This window comes from Natronoarchaeum sp. GCM10025703 (assembly GCF_042661985.1).
GTDB lineage: Archaea > Halobacteriota > Halobacteria > Halobacteriales > Natronoarchaeaceae > Natranaeroarchaeum.
Genome location: NZ_JBHSZF010000001.1, coordinates 2,203,511 through 2,223,387 on the forward strand (window position 1 = coordinate 2,203,511; position 19,877 = coordinate 2,223,387).

The 19,877-nt window shown below is 62.4% G+C and carries 15 protein-coding genes and 4 pseudogenes; 3 read left to right on the top strand and 16 right to left on the bottom strand.

The features are described 5' to 3' along the window. Positions 1-74: 74 nt before the first annotated feature. Entirely contained in the window at positions 75-365 is a 291-nt protein-coding gene (locus ACFQH2_RS12315; RefSeq protein WP_377076792.1) for a hypothetical protein, read from the top strand. A 1-nt stretch (position 366) separates the two neighbouring features. On the opposite strand, the gene ACFQH2_RS12320 is transcribed toward ACFQH2_RS12315, so the two are convergent. The 8 genes and pseudogenes from ACFQH2_RS12320 to ACFQH2_RS12355 form a co-directional block, all read right to left on the bottom strand. Further along, on the bottom strand, positions 367-642 hold the full coding sequence (locus ACFQH2_RS12320) for an NADH-quinone oxidoreductase subunit J (protein WP_377054008.1): 276 nt from the start codon (positions 640-642) through the stop codon (positions 367-369). 829 nt (positions 643-1,471) lie between these two features. Beyond that, complete coding sequence (locus ACFQH2_RS12325) at positions 1,472-1,933, bottom strand: NuoI/complex I 23 kDa subunit family protein (RefSeq protein ID WP_377054010.1); 462 nt, start codon at positions 1,931-1,933, stop codon at positions 1,472-1,474. After that, complete coding sequence (locus ACFQH2_RS12330) at positions 1,930-2,982, bottom strand: complex I subunit 1/NuoH family protein (protein WP_377076793.1); 1,053 nt, start codon at positions 2,980-2,982, stop codon at positions 1,930-1,932. Before ACFQH2_RS12330 ends, ACFQH2_RS12325 begins: the two co-directional genes overlap by 4 nt. 32 nt (positions 2,983-3,014) lie before the next feature. Continuing rightward, the gene (locus ACFQH2_RS12335) at positions 3,015-4,697 is read right to left on the bottom strand and encodes an NADH-quinone oxidoreductase subunit D (RefSeq protein ID WP_377054014.1); all 1,683 of its coding nucleotides are present in this window, start codon (positions 4,695-4,697) and stop codon (positions 3,015-3,017) included. Continuing rightward, the gene (locus tag ACFQH2_RS12340) at positions 4,694-5,401 is read right to left on the bottom strand and encodes an NADH-quinone oxidoreductase subunit B (protein WP_377054016.1); all 708 of its coding nucleotides are present in this window, start codon (positions 5,399-5,401) and stop codon (positions 4,694-4,696) included. Before ACFQH2_RS12340 ends, ACFQH2_RS12335 begins: the two co-directional genes overlap by 4 nt. Next, positions 5,398-5,803, bottom strand: a pseudogene (locus tag ACFQH2_RS12345) (NADH-quinone oxidoreductase subunit A). Before ACFQH2_RS12345 ends, ACFQH2_RS12340 begins: the two are co-directional and overlap by 4 nt. Before the next feature lie 92 nt (positions 5,804-5,895). Continuing rightward, positions 5,896-6,537, bottom strand: coding sequence for an AIR carboxylase family protein (locus ACFQH2_RS12350; protein WP_377054020.1), 642 nt, complete (start codon positions 6,535-6,537; stop codon positions 5,896-5,898). 72 nt (positions 6,538-6,609) lie between these two features. After that, positions 6,610-7,816 (bottom strand): annotated as a pseudogene (locus ACFQH2_RS12355) (5-(carboxyamino)imidazole ribonucleotide synthase). Between the two features lie 247 nt (positions 7,817-8,063). Between ACFQH2_RS12355 and ACFQH2_RS12360 the strand changes: the two are divergent. Continuing rightward, positions 8,064-10,553, top strand: coding sequence for a methyl-accepting chemotaxis protein (locus ACFQH2_RS12360; protein WP_377076794.1), 2,490 nt, complete (start codon positions 8,064-8,066; stop codon positions 10,551-10,553). Positions 10,554-10,591: 38 nt separating this feature from the next. Continuing rightward, positions 10,592-11,554 (top strand): asparaginase, encoded by a 963-nt coding sequence (locus ACFQH2_RS12365; protein ID WP_377054026.1) that lies wholly within the window; start codon positions 10,592-10,594, stop codon positions 11,552-11,554. Positions 11,555-11,636: 82 nt separating this feature from the next. On the opposite strand, the gene ACFQH2_RS12370 is transcribed toward ACFQH2_RS12365, so the two are convergent. The 8 genes and pseudogenes from ACFQH2_RS12370 to cheY all read right to left on the bottom strand — a co-directional run bounded on the left by ACFQH2_RS12370 (position 11,637) and on the right by cheY (position 19,816). Continuing rightward, entirely contained in the window at positions 11,637-12,446 is an 810-nt protein-coding gene (locus ACFQH2_RS12370; RefSeq protein ID WP_377054028.1) for a CheR family methyltransferase, read from the bottom strand. 90 nt (positions 12,447-12,536) lie between these two features. After that, positions 12,537-12,965, bottom strand: a pseudogene (locus ACFQH2_RS12375) (chemotaxis protein CheD); the annotation flags it as partial. Further along, positions 12,962-14,227 carry a chemotaxis protein CheC gene (locus tag ACFQH2_RS12380; RefSeq protein WP_377054032.1) on the bottom strand — a complete coding sequence of 422 codons (1,266 nt, stop codon included), beginning with the start codon at positions 14,225-14,227 and terminating at the stop codon, positions 12,962-12,964. The gene ACFQH2_RS12380 and the pseudogene ACFQH2_RS12375, both read right to left, overlap by 4 nt. 5 nt (positions 14,228-14,232) lie before the next feature. Then, a pseudogene (locus ACFQH2_RS12385) lies at positions 14,233-14,837 on the bottom strand (chemotaxis protein CheC). A 15-nt stretch (positions 14,838-14,852) separates the two neighbouring features. Further along, complete coding sequence (locus ACFQH2_RS12390) at positions 14,853-16,868, bottom strand: ATP-binding protein (RefSeq protein ID WP_377076795.1); 2,016 nt, start codon at positions 16,866-16,868, stop codon at positions 14,853-14,855. A gap of 101 nt (positions 16,869-16,969) precedes the next feature. Beyond that, a complete protein-coding gene (locus tag ACFQH2_RS12395; RefSeq protein ID WP_377076796.1) occupies positions 16,970-18,289 on the bottom strand; it encodes an Hpt domain-containing protein in 1,320 nt (439 codons plus the stop codon). Next, positions 18,282-19,457: a chemotaxis-specific protein-glutamate methyltransferase CheB gene (gene cheB / locus ACFQH2_RS12400; protein ID WP_377054038.1), complete on the bottom strand. Its 1,176-nt coding sequence runs from the start codon at positions 19,455-19,457 to the stop codon at positions 18,282-18,284. Before cheB ends, ACFQH2_RS12395 begins: the two co-directional genes overlap by 8 nt. Continuing rightward, a complete protein-coding gene (cheY, locus tag ACFQH2_RS12405; protein ID WP_377054040.1) occupies positions 19,454-19,816 on the bottom strand; it encodes a chemotaxis protein CheY in 363 nt (120 codons plus the stop codon). Before cheY ends, cheB begins: the two co-directional genes overlap by 4 nt. Positions 19,817-19,877 lie beyond the last annotated feature (61 nt).

A 19,877-nucleotide genomic window follows, 5' to 3' on the forward strand; every position in this document is an offset into this window, starting at 1 on the left:
TCGTCGTCACCCCCTGCATGTCGCCACCGTCAGCCCGCACGCCAGTTTCGTCGCCCTCCTCGCGCCGCGCGAGCATGATCGATCCGTCAAGTGCCGCGTCGAGCGCGAGTGCGATGATGATGAACGCGGCGAGGAAGCCCTCGGTCGGGATCGTTCCCTCAACGTTCGCAATGTCGAGTAGCGCGAAACCCAGACTCTCCATCACTGATGCGTCGCCGAACCCGGCCGGGTCGCCGATCGACGCCGTGAGAAACACCGACGCCATCACACCGAAGAGCGCGATGGCGATCACACCCGGCAGTAGATGTCTGCCCAGGCGAAGCCGCGGTCTACTCATCGGTACCCCCCATGAAGAAGCGACGTGATTCAGCTACCATACTGAACCACCTCCTCGGGTGTTTCGCCGCCACGTGTCAGCATCACGCCGAACGTGATGAGGACCAGAACCCCGCCAATGTAGACGAGAATCTGGATCACTGCAAGGAACTCCGCTTGCAGCATCACGTAGTGCGCCGCGACGCTGGTCAGCGCGACGCCGAGCAGTAGTGCGGCGTGCCAGACATCCCGCACCAGCACGGCCCCGGCGCTGCTCGCAAGCGTAACGAATGCAAACAGCGCAAACGCGATGTGTTCAAGTGCCATTAGTATCTCCTCGTTGTGGATACCCTTTGAAGATTTCGAGACTGTTCCGTCAAAACGGCGGATTTGACCGCGTTCCTAGATCCACACACCCGTAGATAGCCGCATGCTATCACAAAATACCCCGTGCAGAACAATTCGTCCCAGAAATTGGATATAATGGCGCGGTTCGGTCCGTCACGAAATCGCTCGCGAACCGCTCCTCGAAAAATCTGGGCCAAAAAGGCCGCCCGCTCACGTCGTTCGCGGCCGGTACAACGAGTTACTGGTAGTCCGCTTCGCCTTCACCCTCGGGCCGCCACCTTTTTCGCTTCGGGATGGCTTCGCTGTGCTCAGCCACCACTCACCGAAAAATCTGGGCCAAAAAGGCCGCCCGCTCACTCCGTTCGCGGTCGGTACAACGATTTACTGGTAGTCCGCTTCGCCTTCGCCCTCGGGCCGCCACCTTTTCTCTTCGGGATGGCTTCGCTGTGCTCAGCCACCACTCACCGAAAAATCTGGGCCAAAAAGGCCGCCCGCTCACGTCGTTCGCGGCCGGTACAACGAGTTACTGGTAGTCCGCTTCGCCTTCGCCCTCGGGCCGCCACCTTTTTCTCTTCGGGATGGCTTCGCTGTGCTCAGCCACCACTCACCGAAAAATCTGGGCCAAAAAGGCCGCCCGCTCACGTCGTTCGCGGCCGGTACAACGAGTTACTGGTAGTCCGCTTCGCCTTCGCCCTCGGGCCGCCACCTTTTTCTCTTCGGGATGGCTTCGCTGTGCTCAGCCACCACTCACCGAAAAATCTGGGCCAAAAGGCCGCCCGCTCACGTCGTTCGCGGCCGGTACAACGAGTTACTGGTAGTCCGCTTCGCCTTCGCCCTCGCCGATCCACGCATCACGGTCGGGTTCGCGCGAGTTGAGCGGATCGATGTCCTTGTACCACGGGACGGACTTCAACTGCTCCTTGTTGTAGACGAGGTCGTCTTTCGTGTCGCCGGTGAACTCGAAGTTCTGGGTCAGCAGGATGGCGTCGACGGGGCAGACCTCCTCGCAGAGTCGGCAGTAGATACACTGACCGATGTGGAGGTTGTACTGCTCGCCGTTGCGCTTGTCGTCGGTGACGATCTGGATCGTGTCGTTCGGGCAGACGTTCTCGCACTGCCGACACCAGATGCACCGCTCCTGACTGAACTTGTGAACGCCGCGGAATCGCGGACTCACTTCCGGCGCTTCGTCGGGATACTCGACGGTGAACGTGTTGCCGTCGAGAGCGTGTTTCATCGTCGTCGCCATCGATTTCATGATTCCGATCATACTGTTAGCACCCCCACGATCACTGCCGTGAGGATCAGGTTCGCGAAGGAAAGGACCAGTAGTCCCTTCCAGCCGATTTCGATAAGTTGGTCGATCCGCACTCGCGGGATCGCCGAGCGGGCCCACTGCGTGAACAGGAACACCGCCCACATCTTGATGATCATCCAGAGGAGCCCCGGTAGTACCGGACCGGATGCCCCACCAAGGAAGACTACGGCGATGATCGCACCGCCGAGGAAGATGTGCAGGAACTCACCGAGATAGATCAATACGAAGTAGACCGAAGAGTACTCAGTCTGGTATCCCGCGACGATCTCGGTCGGGGCTTCGGGCGTATCGAACGGGTTCCGGCCGACTTCGGCGAGGTTCGCCGTGAGGAACAGGACGAACGCAAAGGGGTTCACGAATGCGAACCACGTCGGGATCGCCACGCCGGCGACCGTCACGAGCGTCTCCTGTTGTGCGGCGACGATTTCGGAAAGCTGGAGTGTGCCTGCGAAGATCACGACCGACATCGCGGTGACGATCAGTGGGATCTCGTAGGCGAGGTTCTGCGCGACCGCGCGCAGACCGCCCAGCATCGAGTATTTGTTGTCCGACGCGTAGCCACACATCACCAGTCCGAGACTGGCGATGGACGCCACGGCGAACACGTAGACCAGCCCGATCTCCGGATCTGCAAGCTGGAAGTTGAGCGGGCCGAGCGAGCCGAGCGGGATCACGGCGAACCCACCCAGTGCGGAGAGAACGACCAGCAGCGGGCCGATGTCGTAGGCTGGCCGGTCAGCGCCCTCCGGGATAATGAGCTCTTTCGATAGCAGGCGGACTGCGTCGGCGATGATAATGAACAGCCCGAACGGGCCCACACGGTTGACCGCGATCCGGTCCGTGAACGCGGCGGTGATCTTCCGCTTTGCCCACGGGCCTGCGAGCGCGGCGTTAGTCAGCATGATCGTCGCGACCAGTGCCGCGGCGATCAGCGCGCCGACGAAGTCGCCGGCGATTCCCAGCGCGTCGAGACCCAGCAGGTCCGCGAGCTGGTCGGGCATCAACGAGACTTCAGTCTGCAGTGGTCCCGATATCATCGGTCCACCTCGCCGAGCACGATGTCGAGGCTACCGAGCGTGGCGACGAGGTCGGCAATGTAGCCCCCTTCGGACATCTCCGGTAGCGGCTGCAGGTTGGAGAAACACGGGCTACGGATCTTGAACCGTCCCGGCTTGTCTGTGCCGTCCGCACGGATGTAGATGCCGAGTTCGCCCTTCGCACCTTCGACGGACCGGTAGATTTCGGTATCAGCGTCCGGCTTGAGGGTGCGCGGGACGTTGCTCTGGATCGTGCGGTCCTCCTCGGGCCAGTCCTCGAGCAGGTCGACACACTGGTCGATGATCTTTGCGGACTCCTCGACTTCCTGCATCCGGACGAGCAGGCGCGAGAAGTTGTCACAGCCGTCTTCGGTAACGACGTCCCAGTCGAGTTCGTCGTAGTATCCGTAGGGGTCGTCACGACGGATGTCGTAGTCGACGCCGGAGCCACGAGCGACGGGGCCAGTTGCCCCGTACTGCTTTGCGACGTCGTGGTTAAGGACGCCAGTATCGATCGTTCGAGCCTGTAGGACCTCGTTATTGGTCAGCAGGTTGTGATACTCCGCGACGGATTCGGGCAGGTCGTCGAGGAAGTCCCGCGTCTTCTCGAAGAACTCCTCGCGGGGTTCGGGCAGATCCCATGCGACCCCACCCAGCCGGAAGTAGTTGAACATCAGTCGCTGGCCGGTCAGGTCCTCGAGCAGGTTCTGCACTCGCTCGCGGTCCTGGATCGCGTACATGAACGTCGCCGTGAAGTCGCCGTTGATGTCCAGAGCGAACGTCGCCAGCGCGAGCATATGTGAGGCGATCCGGCACATCTCCGCACCCATCGTGCGGATGATCTGTGCATACTCCGGGACGTCGAGATCAGCCAGATCCTCTGCCGCGCGGGCATACGCCCACTCGTTGAGCAGACCGGCCGAGATGTAGTCCCAGCGGTCGGGATACGGCATGATCTGGTGGCGATAGGTTCCCTGCTCGCACATCTGCTCCTCGCAGCGATGGAGATAGCCAATGTCGGGTTCGACGTCGGCGACCTGTTCGCCGTCGAGGACCGTCTTCAGGTGCAACACACCGTGGGTCGCTGGGTGGTGCGGACCGATGTTGAGAAACATCGTGTCCGACTGCTCCTCGTTACCGCGGTGGTCGTCCTGTAGCGGGTTGGCGTGTTCGGTCAGCGAGACGATCTGTGGTCGGTCCTGATCATACTCGTTGCGGAGGGGATGCCCCTGCCAGGTTTCGGGAAGGAGAATACGTCGGAGATCCGGGTGCCCCTCGTACTCGATTCCCATGAGGTCGTAGGCTTCGCGCTCGTGCCACTCCGCGGTCCGGTAAACTGGTTCCGCGCTCTGGCTCACCGGGTTGTCAGTAGTGGTCGGGACGACGACGCTGACCTCCTGCGTGGGGTCCTCGTACTTTTTGAGGTGGTAGATCGACTCGAAACGGTCCTCGTACTGCTGTGAGGTGACACACGAGAGATGATCGAACTCCGCTTCGTCGCGGAGTCGGAAGAGCGCTTCCTGCACCTCGTCGGGGCGGATGACGAAGCCCTCGGCGTTGATATGTTCCTCGCGGTCGAGGACGAGGTCGCCGAGTAGCGCCTCGATTTCGTCGTAGTCGACCTCGCCGGACTCGTCGACGCCGATGTCGGCCGGTACGGGTTTTTCCTGTTTGCTCATGGCGAATCAGCCCAGTTGTACCGCATGACGAGATCTTCCTCGTCGATCTGGTCTGCCAGTTTGTCGACGACCTCGTCTTGTTCGAGGTCGTTGAACTGCTGGAGTTCGTACGGTTTGACCGTCACCGGTGCGGTCTCCCCGTTGGCGACGCGCTCCTGGAGTTTGACAACGCCGTAGACGAGCGCTTCTGGACGGGGAGGACAGCCGGGGATATGGATGTCTACCGGGATGACCTCCTCGGCTCCCTTGACGACGTTGTAGCCTTCCTGGAACGGACCGCCGGAGATCGTACACGAACCCATCCCGACGACGAACTTCGGCTCCGGCATCTGGTCGTAGACGCGCTTCATCCGCGGGGCGAACTTGGAGACGATCGTCCCGGGAACGATGATCACGTCGGCCTGGCGCGGCGACGCCCGGGGTACGCCCGAGCCAAAGCGGTCCAGGTCGTGTTTGACCGCGTAGGTGTGCATCATCTCGATGCTACAACACGCGATCCCGAACTGCAGCATGAACATAGAGGAGCCGCGGACCCAGTTCATGAAACTATCGAACTTCGTAAGGATGAACGGTGACGCACCGAACGCCTCTCGGAGCTTCGAGTTGAACCGGTCGTCGGCACCGGGACCGGATCTTGACTCGCGCGTGTCTGTTATCGGGGCTGTGCTTTCCGTAATCGCATCCCGTGGATTGTCACTACTCATTGTTCTATCCGTTTGGTCCGTTCTTGTACGCGGGAACTGCGTGCCCACTCAACTACGCCACTGCGCCACGCCCACGCGAGTCCGACGACGAGGATGCCGACGAACACGAGCATCGGAGCCAGGGCTGCCCCTGCCCGACCAGTCCGATCGCATCCGTGTACACAACAGCCCAGGGGAAGATGAGCACGGTCTCGACGTCGAAGACGACAAACAGGAGTGCGACCATGTAGTACTGGATGTTGAACCGGATGCGCGTCCCGCCGGTCGGCACCTCACCGCTCTCGTAGGTGGCGCGCTTACTGTCTTCTGGCACGCTGGGTCGGAGCAACCACGACGCCGCCATCATCGCTGCGGGATCACGATTGCAACCAACGCCAACGCGCCAACTGCGATCCATGACATACCGTATTCTCCGTAACGTGCGAGAGTTGGGAACCCACCCATATAAGGGTTGATTCTTGCGATTCTACCGTCATGACGGCCGTCTCGGGGGCCTATTCCTCGCGGTTACGAAATCCGGGTGTGCCGAGTTCGTGGAGGTCAGTGGAGACGTCGCCGACTGCTGCCTGTAGCTCCTCGTGATACTCTATCAGGCGCTCGCGCAGTTCCTCGTGCTCGCGGGCGAGGATCTGCGTTGCCGACAGCGCGGCGTTGAACGACTTCCCCGCGTCGACAGCTACCAGCGGCGCGCCGGTGGGCATCCCGATCACCGAGTCGACCGACTTCTCCTGGACTGGGACGCCGATGACAGGAAGCGGGTAGGCGATCGACGCCGTCATGTTCGGCAGGTCAGCGGATTTCCCGCCCGCACCCGCGATGATGACCTCGATGCCGCGATCCGCGGCCGTCTCGGCATACGCGTACATCAACTCGGGCGTTCGGTGGGCGGAGACGACGAAGGTCTCGAACGTGAAGCGGCTCTCTGGCGGGTTCTCGAAATCGGTCTGCTCCTCGAAGCCAAGTTCCTCTACGAAGGCGTCGTACGCCCCCGCTCGCCCCTCCTCGCTGCCGGCCATCACGTCGAGGTCGGAATCGCTTCCCATGACAATCCCGATATCCGGCGTTGTCTCCGGGTCGCGGTCCTGTGTCGCCTGTGCCTCTAACTGCTCGATTAGCTTCTCGACTTGGTCTACCATTAGGTATATCGACGCAGGAGGGTCCAATGTGTGTTTTGGAACGGTCCGTAGGGATACCGGGAGGAACTGCCGTCAGTCGTCGGTGAACGTCACCGCATCTCGGAGTTCTCGCGCGCGAACCAGTAGCGTGTCGAGGTCGTCGTCCGGACCGGTCAGCGTAATGTGGCCCATCTTCCGGAGCGGCCGAACGTCCCGCTTGCCGTACCAGTGCAGCGCCGCCCGCGGCGTCGATAACACTTCGTCGAGCTCCCGTAACTCGGCTGGCTGTGTTTTCTCGACATCGCCGAGGATGTTCGTCATCACCGTGGGATCGCGCTGTTCGGTCGATCCGAGCGGTCGCCCGGTGACCGCCCGGACGTGCTGTTCGAACTGCGAGGCGACCGCGCCCTCGATGGTCCAGTGCCCCGAGTTGTGCGGTCGTGGCGCGATTTCGTTGACGAGAATATCGCCGTCTCGCGCGCTATCACCGCTCGACGCTTCCGAACCGGCATCCTGCTCGCTCGTCTCGAACAGTTCGATGCCGTAGACCCCCGGCCATCCATCAGGTCGAGAACGTCACGGGCGACTGACCGTGCCTGCTCCAGGACGTCCTCGGACGCGCGGGCGGGGACGACCGTCTCGCGAAGGATCTCTTCGCGGTGGATGTTCTCACCGGTCGTGAACGTCGAGATACCGTCCTCACCTTTGACGCCGATCACGGAGAGTTCGCGCTCGAACTCGACAAACTCCTCGACCATTGCCGACCCGCCCACGGAATCGAGGACTGCTTCTGCCTCGTCCGGTGATTCGATCGGTGCGTTGCCACGGCCATCGTAGCCCCCTCGCGAGCCTTGACCATCGCTGGCGTGCCGAACTCGTCGAGTGCGTTCCGTAGCTCCGCGGCATCGTCGACCGCGCGATACTCGGGGACTGGGATGCCTGCGTCGGCCAGCGCGTCTTTCTGCCCAAGCTTGTCCTGGATCATCCGGAGCGTCTCCGGGGAGGGATGGACCGGCACGTCGAAGTCCGACTTGACGCGTTCGAGCAGGTCGGGGTCGGCCAGTTCGATCTCGAAGGTGAGGAAGTCAGCGCGTTCGGCCAGTTCTCGGACTGTCTCCTCGTCGTCGAAGCCCCCGACGATTTGATCTTTCACGACGGGTGACGCTGGGCAGTCCGGCGTCGGATCGAGGACGACTACCTCGATACCGAGCGGTCCGGCCGCCTCGCCGAGCATTCTACCGAGTTGTCCCCCTCCCACGACCCCTACGGTCGGGCCGGGCGTCGAAAGCGGTGGTGTCATCTTGCTCGTCGATTCTGCTCGCCGGAGGTTAAACGTTACCAACTGGCTGATTCGAGGAGTAGCAGGCAACTCCCGGTCCAGGAAACGTATACGAACTACCTCGTGGTTTCCTCATTACTACCGCTTGAGCCCTCTCCGACTCCTCTCTCGTGGGTGCTGCTCCTCGTTTCAGCGAAGGGTTTCAAACGAGTTATCCATCCTGATAACGGGCGAAAATCATAAATGGGTTTGTATTAACAGAGAAAATATGTTAGGGGGATTACGATACGTCGTTCCGGACTTCATCCGGCGGCGGTACACAGTAAAGTTCGGTATTGCACTGCTCATCCTTGGCCTGTCGGTGGCCTCGATCGGGTTCGTCGCAACCGCAGAAATCGAGGCAGGCGTCGAGGATAACGTCGAGGAGGAGTACGCCAACATGGCCGAACAGGAAGCGGCGGCCCTCGAATCCTGGGATGATAAACAACGGCTGGTCACGGGGATGCTGACCGAGTCGGCAATCATCCGGTCGGGCAATGTCGAACGGATACAACCGTACGTGGAACGCTGGAACGTCGCGTTCAATGGCCGCAACGAGGAGGACTACGTCGCTGGCATCCACTACGTGGACGTCCAGGAGGGCCAGGTAGTCGCAAGTTCGACGGGACTGGCCGGTCAGCCCGTAGATGCGCTGGAAGTACCCGAAGATGACCGCGCACAACTGCCGGACGTTCCGCGCGAACAGGCCTATCGGACCGATCCGTATCGAACTGACGACGGTATGGCGGCGATGACGTACATGCGTCAGGTCGTCGACGATCCGAACCACGCGATAGTCGTGACGATAAACCTGGCAGAGTACTCGCCGAACTTCCAGAGCGCCGACGACGACAGGACGACGCTCGTCCTCGACGGCGGCGACGACGTCATGCTCGATGACGCCGGCTTCGGGGAGGACGGGTCGGCGTTCCTGACGGCGTACGACGGCCACGGTGATCTGGGATCGGCGGCGCGTGAGGCCGGCCCCGGAAACCCGTCTGTCGATCATATCAACGAATCACCGACCGGCGTGCTCGCCGGCGAGGCATACGGCTTCCCCGAAGAGGGCTACGTCGTCGGCTACCAGCAGGTCGAGAATACCGACTGGGTTGTGCTCGTCCACCAGCCCGAAAGTAATGCGTACGGCTTCGTCGACGCAGTCTCGACGTGGGGAACCTACGCCACGGCAGGTGGAGTGCTCCTTGTCGGCCTGATCGGCGCGGTGCTCGGGCGCAACACGGCTCGATCGATCGATCGGCTGACTGCCAAGACGGAGGCGATGGAGGCCGGCGACCTCGACGTCGACTTCGAGACGACGCGGATCGACAACATCGGTCGACTCTACGACGGGTTTGCTAACATGCGCGACGCGCTCAGAGAGCAGATACGCGACGCCCAGCAGGCCCGCGAGGAGGCCGAATCCGAGCGGGAACGCGTCCAGCGGATCAATCAGGATCTCGAAGCGTCCGCCGAGGAGTACTGTGCCGTGATGGGCCAAGCCGCGGACGGGGACCTCTCGGTCAGAGCCACGGTCGACGCCGATAACGAGCAGATGCGTGGCATCGGCGAGGACTTCAACGCGATGCTCGACGAGATCGAGGCAACCGTCCAACAGCTCAAACGGTTCGCAAGCGAGGTCGCGACCGCCAGCGAGGAAGTGACCGCCTCCAGCGAGGAGGTCCGCGGAGCGAGCGAACAGGTCACCGAATCAATCCAGGAGATTTCCGACGGCGCGGAGCGCCAGAACGACTCCCTGCAGTCGGTGAGCCAGGAGATGAGCGGCCTCTCGACGACGACCGAGGAGATCGCCTCCTCGTCGAACGAGGTCGCCGACATCGCCGAACGGACCGCCGAAACCGGCCGCGAGGGTCGCAAAGCCGCCCAGCAGGCGATCGAGGGGATGAACCGGATCGAAGCCGGAAGCAAGGAAGCAGTCGACGAGATCGAGGCACTCCAACAGGAGGTCGCCCAGATCGACGAGCTACTGGACTTCATCGCCGAGATCGCAGAACAGACGAACATGCTCGCGCTGAACGCCAACATCGAGGCCTCCCGCTCTGGCGACTCCGAGGACGGCTTCGCCGTCGTCGCCGAGGAGGTCAAGGAGCTATCCGCAGAAACCAAAGAGGCCGCCGAAGACATCGAGGATCGCCTCGAACGGATCAAGGCCCAGACCGATGACACCGCCGAGGAGGTTCGCACGACGAGCGCGGAGATCACTGACCACACCGAGGCGGTTCGACGGGCGGCGGCCGCGCTCGACGAGATCGCCGAGTACGCCCAGGAGACGAACACGGGCGTCCAAGAGATCTCTGCGGCGACCGAACAGCAGGCCGCCTCGACCCAGCAGGTCGTCGCGATGGTCGACGAAGCAGCGACGATTTCCGAGGAAACGACCGCCGAATCCGAGAACGTCGCCGCCGCCGCCGAACAGCAGACCACCGCACTCACGGAGGTTTCAGGATCTGCCTCGGAGCTGGCGAGCCAGGCCGCACAGCTATCCGAAGCGCTCGACCGCTTCGATACAGACGCTGCTGACGGGGCTCATATCCCCTCGCCGACGGACGTGGAGGAGGATCCGACTCAGATACCACCAACTGGTTCCGACGAACCGGATGCTGGCGCTGCGATCCGGATGACGATCCCGACGAGTCGGCTGCCGAAGAGGCGTTCCGATTCGATCAGACGGTCGACAAGCCCGACGGCGGCTAACCGCTGATCGACACATCCTAACGCCGTCAACGATCATCTGTAGCTATGAACCCACAGATTCGCGTGCTCGCGACCGGTGGCACGATCGCGGCAACAGCGGGAGAGGCCGGTGCCACTCCAACCCTGACCGGCGAGGACCTTGTCGATGCCGTCGGCGAGATCGAGTCGTACGCAGACGTCGATGTCGAGCGTGTCTGTGACGAACTGAGCTTTCATCTGGGCTTCGATCAGGTCGCCGACCTCGCGCGGGCAGTCGAACGCGCTGAGGACGAGGGTATCGACGGCGTCGTCGTCACCCACGGCACGGACACGATGGAGGAATCGGCGTACTATCTGGACCTCGTTCTCGACACCGACATCCCGGTCGTGTTCACCGGCGCACAGCGGCCGGCCGACGCGGTGAGCCCGGACGGCCCTGCCAACCTGCTGGCCGCGATCAGGACGGTGGCCGACGAACGCTTCGAGACGGGGGTCTATGTCGCCTTTAACGACACCGTCCACGCCGCCCGATGGGTGACCAAATCCCACGCCAGTGCGCCTGACGCCTACTCCTCGCCCGCGGCCGGATCGGTCGCGGAACTGACCGCCGATGGCATCTCGCTCCGCCGCCCCCCACGAAGCGAGTCGGTGACGTTGCCGACCACGGAACTCACGAAGACGGTCAAGACGCTTCACAGTGGACTGGACGTTGAGGACACACTGCTCCGGCACGCAATCGTCGACGGCGTCGGCGGCGTCGTCCTTGCGGGAAGCGGAATCGGGAATACGTCACGACGTCTCGGCGATACCGTTGGCGAAGCGATCAATCGGGGACTACCCATCGTTCTCGCAACGCGGTGCTACCGGGGCGAGGTTGCGGCGAAGTATGGCGACCGCGGGGGCAGTTACACGCTTCACGAACACGGCGCGATTCCGGCGGGCGATCTCCCACCCTGGAAAGCCCGGATCAAACTCGGTCTCGCGCTATCGGCGTTCGACGACGAAAAAGCAGTTCGAGACGCCTTCTGAGGGGGCACGTCGTTTCGAGTCGTATAACGTCTCGCTTCTCGCGGCATTCGCCGCTCACATATTCGAGACGCGTGGCGTCTCGCTATTCTCGTTGGTAGATCCGCATCCGCCCATCGAGAATCGTGAAATCGGACTTCAGGTTCGGTGGGATCGTTTCCGCTTTGCCGATGACCAGGTAGCCGCCCGGCCGGAGCGACTCGGAAATCGTCTCCAGCATTTCTTCCTTGTAGCCGTTGTCGATGTAGATGAAGAGGTTCCGGCAGACAACCAGATCGAACCCGGATTTCGCGCCATCGTTGATAAGGTCGTGATTCTCGAAGGAGACCATCTCTCTGACTGGATCACGTACCGTGAACTGGTCGCCAGACTGGTCGATGTAGCGGTGGTAGTTCGAGAGGAACGTGAGTTGGTCGCCGATATCGATCGTTCGGGTGCTCTCGTAGAGGCCTTCGCGGGCCGTTTCGAGCGCCGGATCGCTGATGTCGGTCGCGAGAACCGAGAGTTTGTCACCGGCCGTCCGCGGGTCGTCGAGCGCGAGCATCGCCAGCGAGTACGGCTCTCGGCCGTCGGCACAGGCCGCGCTCCAGACATGGATCCGTTCCTGTTCGTCGCTGAGTGTCCGCAGCACCGATCGGATCCCCTCCCAGACGTCCGGGTTGCGGAAGAAGCCGGTGACGTTGATCGATAGGGCGTCGAGTAACGCCTCCTGCTCGTCCGAGTCCTCGCGGACCAGGTCCAGATACTCCTCGTAGTCGTCCGAACGGGTACGTCGAAGCCGAGAAGAAAAGCGCCGGTCGAGGTAGCTATCGTTGTAGTGGCTCGTCGCAAAGTCGAGATGCGCCTCGACGAACGTCGTTAGCGCCTCGAAACCGGTCGTTTCGTCACGACTCACAGTTCCTCGATCGTTCCTTCGCCGTCCGCCGTCCGGATCGAGAGCACGCCCGTTCCGGTATCGAACTCGACAGTCCTCCTCCTGTCCACCGACCTCTTCGGCGACGACTGGGACCCCGAGTTTGTCGAGTTCTTCCTGTGCCGCGACGACGTTTCGCTGCCCGACGCCGTCGCCGAAGCTCTCGAACTCGAACATGTCGCCGCCGCCCGCGAGTTTCGCCTCGACGTCGGTGTAGCTCGCGCCGGTCTCGACCATCTGTCGGAGCATCGCCCGGATCGCCGTATCGGCGAACTTGCCGGGCTTTCGCTCGCTCATGTCGTCGTTCTCGTCGCCGTCCGGCAACATGACGTGGGCAAGCCCGCCGACTGCGGACTGGTCGTCGTACAGCGCGACCGCAACACACGAGCCCAGGCCGTAGGACTTGAGCCGCTGGCCGCTGTCGCTGATCTCGAACTCGGAGATGCCGACCCGGACGGGATCCGGTTCGGGCGCACCAGGTTCGCTTCCATACGTCTTCATGAGTCCGTCTCTACCTCTTCGATCTCTGCTTTCGTCGGCACTTCCTCGATCCGATCCATCGGCAGGTCGTTGATCGCCCGTTCGAGGTCGGATTCGTTCGGGATCGCATAGATGTTACAGTCGAACTCTCGGTCGGCAGCCTGGACCGAGGTGTCGAAGACGAACGCGTACTCCTGTTCCTCGCCCAGTTGGATTACGACGGGATCGATGACGGCCGCACCCATATCGTGGTTGTACTCCGGCGGCGAGTGATCTATCGTCGTGTCGAGGACGTTCGCCCAGCCGTCGAGGAAGCCACTGGCCATGATGTTGCCAAGTTCCTTGATGGCGCTCTGGCCCATGGCGTCGAACTCGTCGTCCGGAGCCGTCGGTAGCATCGCAGTAACTACCTCGCGGGCCGACGCCTCGTCGAACAGGAACAGGAGATAGCCGCTCGGCACGCCATCGAACTCGAAGGCGACGCCGACCAGCATCTCGTCGTCGATCTCCTCGGGCAGTACCTCCAGCGGGACGAAGTTGAGCCGTCGGATCTCGACGTCGGTATCGATCCCGGTCATCGTCGAGACGTTCGAGGCGACCTCGTCCGCGCCGCGCTGTGCGAGTCGGTCGAAGCCGGCCAGTTTGTCGTACTCGATACCGTCGTCGCTCGATACACCCTGCTGGTCGAGAACGTCTTCCATCGAGTCGTGACCGGGGAACAGGTAGTACCTGAACTCGATCTCGGTATCGATCGCTTCGATCTGGCTCTGAAAGAGCAGTGCCAGATCGTCCGTCCCCGGCGCCGTGTCGACGCCGTCGAGAAACGGTTCGGCCGAATTGCCGTCCACGTACTCCGGCGTCGAGACGTCGATTGCGCTGCCGAGCACGTCGGCCCAGCCGTCGATGAAGCCGCTGTGCATGATCTGGCCGACTTCCGTAATCGCGCTTCGGTTCATCTCGTCGAACTCCGCGTCCGGATCCCCAGGTGGCGATCCGTCGCCGGCGGAGGGCTGTAGCGTCTGGACGAGATGTGCCGCACTCTCGCGGTCGAAGGCGATGACGGCGTGCCCTTTGAGAGCGCCCGTTAGTTCGACGCGAACGCCGACTTTTCGGACGCCATCGCCGAGTTCCGAGCGAATATCGGAGCCTCGCATGAAGTTGAGTTTCGTCACTCCCACGCGGGTATCTACGTCAGTCATACGGGTCAGACGCCCCGCCGCGAGTCCGGCACCCTCCTGAGCCATCTGATAGAACGTTCCAAGTGCTGTTACGTCGAGTTTCATAGGGATTACGAGTAAGACGTTTCGATGCTGTTGACCATCTCGACGAACTCCTGGAGATCGGGGAAGGCGTAGATCTCGGCTTCGATCTCGTAACTCGGTACATTGAGACTGGAGTCGAAGAAAAGCGCCAGATCCTCCTCGCCGAGACTCGCCGTCCGTCCGACGATCTCCGCGGCCGGTGCGTACACCAGTTGTGGAGTGGCGATGTCGATAGTGGTGCCCAGTACGTCGGCCCAGCCGTCGATGAAGCCGCTGGCCATCATGTTACCAGCTCTTCGACGGCGCTTCGAGCCATCTCGCCCGAGACCGACGACATGTCGTCGACCATGTCGTTCAGCATGAGCGCCGTGATCTTCTTTGCGCTTTGCTCGGGGAACAGGATAAGGATGTGACCGTGTGGCGGCTCCATGAGCCGGACTCGGACGCCGACCCGCTTGTCCTCGTCGAGCTGTGAGGTGAGGTCATCCACGTCGATGAAGTTCGTCTTCGTGACCTCCATCTTCGCGTCCTCACCGGTCAGCTTGCCCATGTTGTCGGCCACGCCGTTGGTCCCGACCTTGGCCATCTCGTTAATGAAGCTCAACTTCCGAATGTCGACCATTAAAGTCATAATGTCACCTGTATCTCATAGTGTTTCGACGTCGAGAATGTTCACCACGTCGCCCTCCCCGAGCACGGTCGCGCCACTGAGGCCGGGAATGTTTCCGATGAACCCCTCGAACGGTTTGACAACGACTTCTTGCTGTCCGCGGACGCGATCACAGTGGACCGCTACCGGCCGGACATCGTCGCGTACCTGTACAAGCATCCCGTCCCCGTTCTGCCCGCGCTCGGGCGTGTCCAGGGCTTCGTCCAGCCGGATCAGCGGATAGGCCGTCTCGCCGCGTGTGACGACCTCGCGGCCGTCTTCGACCGACACCGATCCCGACGGACCGATCTCGCTGACGACCCGCGTCGGGATGCCGTACTCCTCGCCACCGGATTCGACGAACAGCACGTCGGCGATAGCGAGCGAGATCGGCACCTCGATCCGGACTGTCGTACCCTCGCCGGGGTCGCTCTCGATACCGACGTCGCCGTCGAGGCTCTCGATGGTGCTGGCGACGACATCCATCCCGACGCCGCGGCCGCTGACGTCGGTTACCTCCTCGCTCGTCGAGAAGCCGGGATGGAAGACGAGTTCGTAGATATCCGACTCCTCCATCGCGAGCAGGTCGTCACGTCCGATGATTCCCTGCTCGACTGCCGAGTCACCCAGTTCGTCGGCATCGATCCCGCGACCGTCGTCCTCGATTTCGATGACGACTTGATCGCGTTCGCGCCAGGCGCTGAGTTCGATCGTGCCGCTCGGCTCTTTGCCTGCGTCTTCCCGTTCCTCGGGCGGTTCGATACCGTGGTCGATAGCGTTGCGGACGATATGCATCAGCGGATCGCCGATCTCGTCGAGGATCGACCGGTCGACTTCCACGTCTTCGCCCTCCATATCGAGCGTGACGCGCTTGTCCTGATCGCGGGAGATGTCCCGGACGAGGCGTGGGAGTTTGTTGACGACCTTCTGCAGCGGAACGAGTCGGACGTCCATCACCGTATCCTGTAGCTCGGAGGTGAGTGCGTCCAGTTCGTCCACTTCGCTGTCGATGACCCGGCGGGATTCCTCGGCGTCGACCGCGCGTCGCAGTCGCGCCCGCGTCGAGACGAGGCCCTCGACGAGGTTCATTAGCTGATCGACCTGATCCACGTCGACTCGCACTGACTGGACCGTTTCGGTATCGACGGCCGTGCCTGCGGCGGCCGACGGCTGTGAGTAGTCGGCCGTCGCGTCGTCGGCCTTGACCGCCTCCGTGATCTCGGTCGGCGGGCCCTCTTCCGCGTCGGCATCCGAATCCAGATCGACGGACTCGACCGACGCTTCGACGGCTTCGTCCGACGGCTCCGTACTGACTGATGCCTCGGCGGTCGCCGATCCGTCCGCATCAGCAGCCGTCTCGGACGACTGTTCGGGTTCGGCCGTCGTCTCCGGTACGGTGGCGGACGCGTCTGCCGAGTCGGCTTCGGCGTCCCCTGGCTCGTCTTCGGCGTCTGCCGGTTCGTCCTCGGCTTCTTCGAGATCCATCGACAGATCGAGTTCGTCGGCGGAGCCGAAGCCGCCATCGTCTAGCTCTTCCGGTTCCGCTTCGGGATCGGCCGGATCGCCGAAGTCGAGATCGCCGAACGATCCTGCCTCGCTGACTTCCGTATCGTCAGTTCCGGCATCTACAGCGGACTCAGCATCGTCTTCGGCGTCCAGCGGAGCCGCTGGCTCCGACTCGGTATCCGCAGACGGTGCCGCAAACGGATCTTCGAGATCGAGGTCGGGGCTCTCCCCGGTGTCGTCCACGTCTCTGACTTCGACGTCGTCGAGACCGGCTTCTTCGGCGACCGGCTCGTCCGCCTCGCCCTCCGCGAACAGTTCCTCGTCGTCGAGAGAGCCCATGTCGTCGGGTGATACTTTGCTAGTCTCGTCGTCAGCATCGACTTCCGCTTCGGCGGTCTCCGCTTCTGGTTCGCTACTCTCCGCTTCCACATCACCGGTTTCCACTTCTGCGTCACCCGCTTCCACATCGCCTGCCTCCACTTCTCCATCGCCCGCTTCCGCTTCCACATCGCCTGCTTCCGGTTCCGAGACCGCATCGACGATGTCGCTGTCTGCATCGTCGAGCCCCGCAGGCGCCGACTCTTCCTCACCCGCAGGCGCTTCGGCCTCTACTGCTGGCTCGTCGACATCAGCCGTGGGTTCGTCGTTCTCTCCTGCGGGCTGGTCTTCGACCTCGTCAAGCAGTTCGTCGACGCCCGGTTCGTCGCTCTCGTCGCCAGCGCCGAACGGATCGTCGTCCTCGAACTCGCCTGCAGCGAACGGATCGTCGCCGCCGAGGTCCTCCTCGTCGAGGAGTTCGTCAAAACTGACCTCGTCGTCGTCAGCTCCTCGAACTCCAGTTCGTCGAGTTCGGCCTGCAGTTCGTCGAAGCCGACAGGATCGACCTCCGCTTTCAGCTCTTTGAAGGTGTCCGAGGCGTCCTCGACTTCGTCTGCGGGCTCGGATGCGTCCGCTTCGGCCTCCTCGTCCGCTACGTCCGACGTATCGGGCTCTTCCGGATCGTCGATGGCCTCGATTTCGCCGACCTCGATGTCGTCGAACGAGCCGGCATCGCCGAGGTCGTCGAAGCCTTCGACGTCTTCGATCTCTTCGACCATCCCGTCCAGGTCGTCGTACTCGCTGAACTCGTCGAGGAGATCGTCAACCTCCATATCGTCGGGATCGGCCTCCTCCTCGATCGGGCTTCCGCTCGTCGAATCAGCGTTATCGGCCGGTTCCGCGACGGTTCGGCCGGTCACGTCCTCGATGATCACGTCTTCGACCGCGTCGACGGGATCGAGTGCGGCCGCGATCGACTCCTCGCCGACCGCGCTGGCGAAGACGGCATCGAAGCTACCGCCGTACTCGCCGTCGCTGATCTCGTCTTCGGGCGGTGCCGTACCGAGGAGGTCGAAGGCGTCCTCCAGCGCTTCGACGACCAGCATGCCGTGTTGCTCGCGTTCCTCGGCGACGTCGAGTCGCACGTGGAACTGGTTGTGCTGGGCGTCAGCGGGCGACGCCGATTCTCCGAGGAGTCGATCGATCTCGCCGTCGGTCGGCGTCGACAGCGTGTCGGCGGCTTCGAGTTGCTCCCGAAGCATCGCTATCGTCTCGACGGGATCGGTCTGCGGCGATCCGTGTTCGGGTACCTCATCGATCATCTCGCCGAGCCGATCGACGGCATCGAAGATCCGATCCATCAGCTCCGCGGAGACATCGATATCGCCCCGCCGCACTGCATCGAGAAGGTCCTCAAGGACGTGAGCGAGCGCTTCCGCACGGTCGAACCCCATCGCTCCGGCGTTGCCCTTGAGGGTGTGGGCCGTACGGAAGATCAGATCCATCGCCTCGCCATCGTCCGGGTTCTGCTCTAGCGTGAGCAGGGCGTTGTTCAACTCCGTGATCTCTTCTTCGCTCTCCTGAACGAACTCCCGTACGTACTCATCCATGTGTTGTCACCTCCGTCGAAAGGCTGTCGACCACCTGGTCGGTGATTCCCTCGGCGGGAGCCACGTGATCGACTGCCCCAGTCGCTATCGCCTGTCTCGGGATGCCGAACACAGGGCTCGTCTCCTCGTCCTGTGCTATCGTCGTCCCGCCTGCCTCGTGAATGGCGCTGATCCCTGTAGCGCCGTCCTTTCCCATCCCCGTGAGCGCGATACCGACGACCGGTTGCGCAACGGTCTCGGCGACCGACTGCATCGTCACGTCGATAGACGGCCTGACGCCGTGAACGGGGTCCTCGTCAGTGAGTCGAATCTTCAAGCGGCCCGCAACCGAGTTCGCGACCCGCATGTGTCGGTCGCCGTGTGCGACCAGCACCTCGCCGCCGGAGATCCTGTCGCCGTCCTCGGCCTCTTTGACGCGGTACGGACAGAGGTCGTCGAGCCGTTTGGCGAGTCGCCCCGTGAACTCCGGGGGCATATGCTGGACGACCAACACGCGGGCGTCGAGTTCGATTGGCAGCGAGCACAGCAACTGCTCGATGATTTTCGGCCCGCCAGTCGAAGCCCCGACGACGATCGTGGGGTGCTCCTGATACGTTCTGTCCTCGTCGGGAACTGCTTCGTCGTCCCGTCCGACCGCTCGATCGCTCTTGGGATCGGTAGGGCGGGGACTTGCGGACTGTTGGGCGTTCGCCGTGCCGGTGGCTCCGGTCGTCGCCTCGCCCGCACCGCCGACTCTCTGTGCCGAGGCGGCCGTCCGTGAGCGAGCTATCGCGGAGATGTCAGCGGTTTCGACCCCATCGATCGCTTCGATGAGTCGATCCTCCAGCCCCGCGATATCGGTCGATACTTCACCGCTTGGCTTTTCGAGGAAGTCGATTGCGCCCGACGATAACGCCTGTAGCGTCGCGTCTGCACCGTCGGCCGTGTGGGCGCTCAGCATCAGTATTCGGGTCGGATGCTCCGCCATGATCCGTTCGACTGCCTCGATGCCATCCATCTGCGGCATCTGTACGTCCATCGTCACGATGTCCGGTTCGTACTCTCGGACGGCGTCGACCGCCCGCTCGCCGTTGCTCGCACGGCTAACGTCGTAGCCGTGATTGGCGAGGATGCTGCCGATGACTGTCCGCATGAACTGCGAGTCATCGACAACGAGCACGCTTGTCATGCCGGAACGACGTCTCTAAGCGCCTTTTTGACGCTTGGTTCCTCGAACGGTTTCGTCACGTAGCCGTCGGCGCCGGCTTTGACGGCCAGTTTCATTTTCTCACGCTGTCCCACGCTCGTACACATGATCACGCGCGAGTCGGGATCGAGCTTCTTGATCGCGGCCGTCGCCTTGATCCCGTTACATTTCGGCATCACGATGTCCATCATCACGATGTCCGGTTCCTGCTCTTTGTACAACTTGACCGCCTCAGCACCGTTGGACGCCTCTCCCACGATGTCGTAGTCTTCTTCCAGAATCTGTCTGAGTAGATTCCGCATAAAATGAGAGTCGTCCACGATGAGCACCCCTGTCGACATTCAGTTGATACACCACGCACGGCTTGGCGAAGTACCAACATAAATGCTGTTCTTATATTAT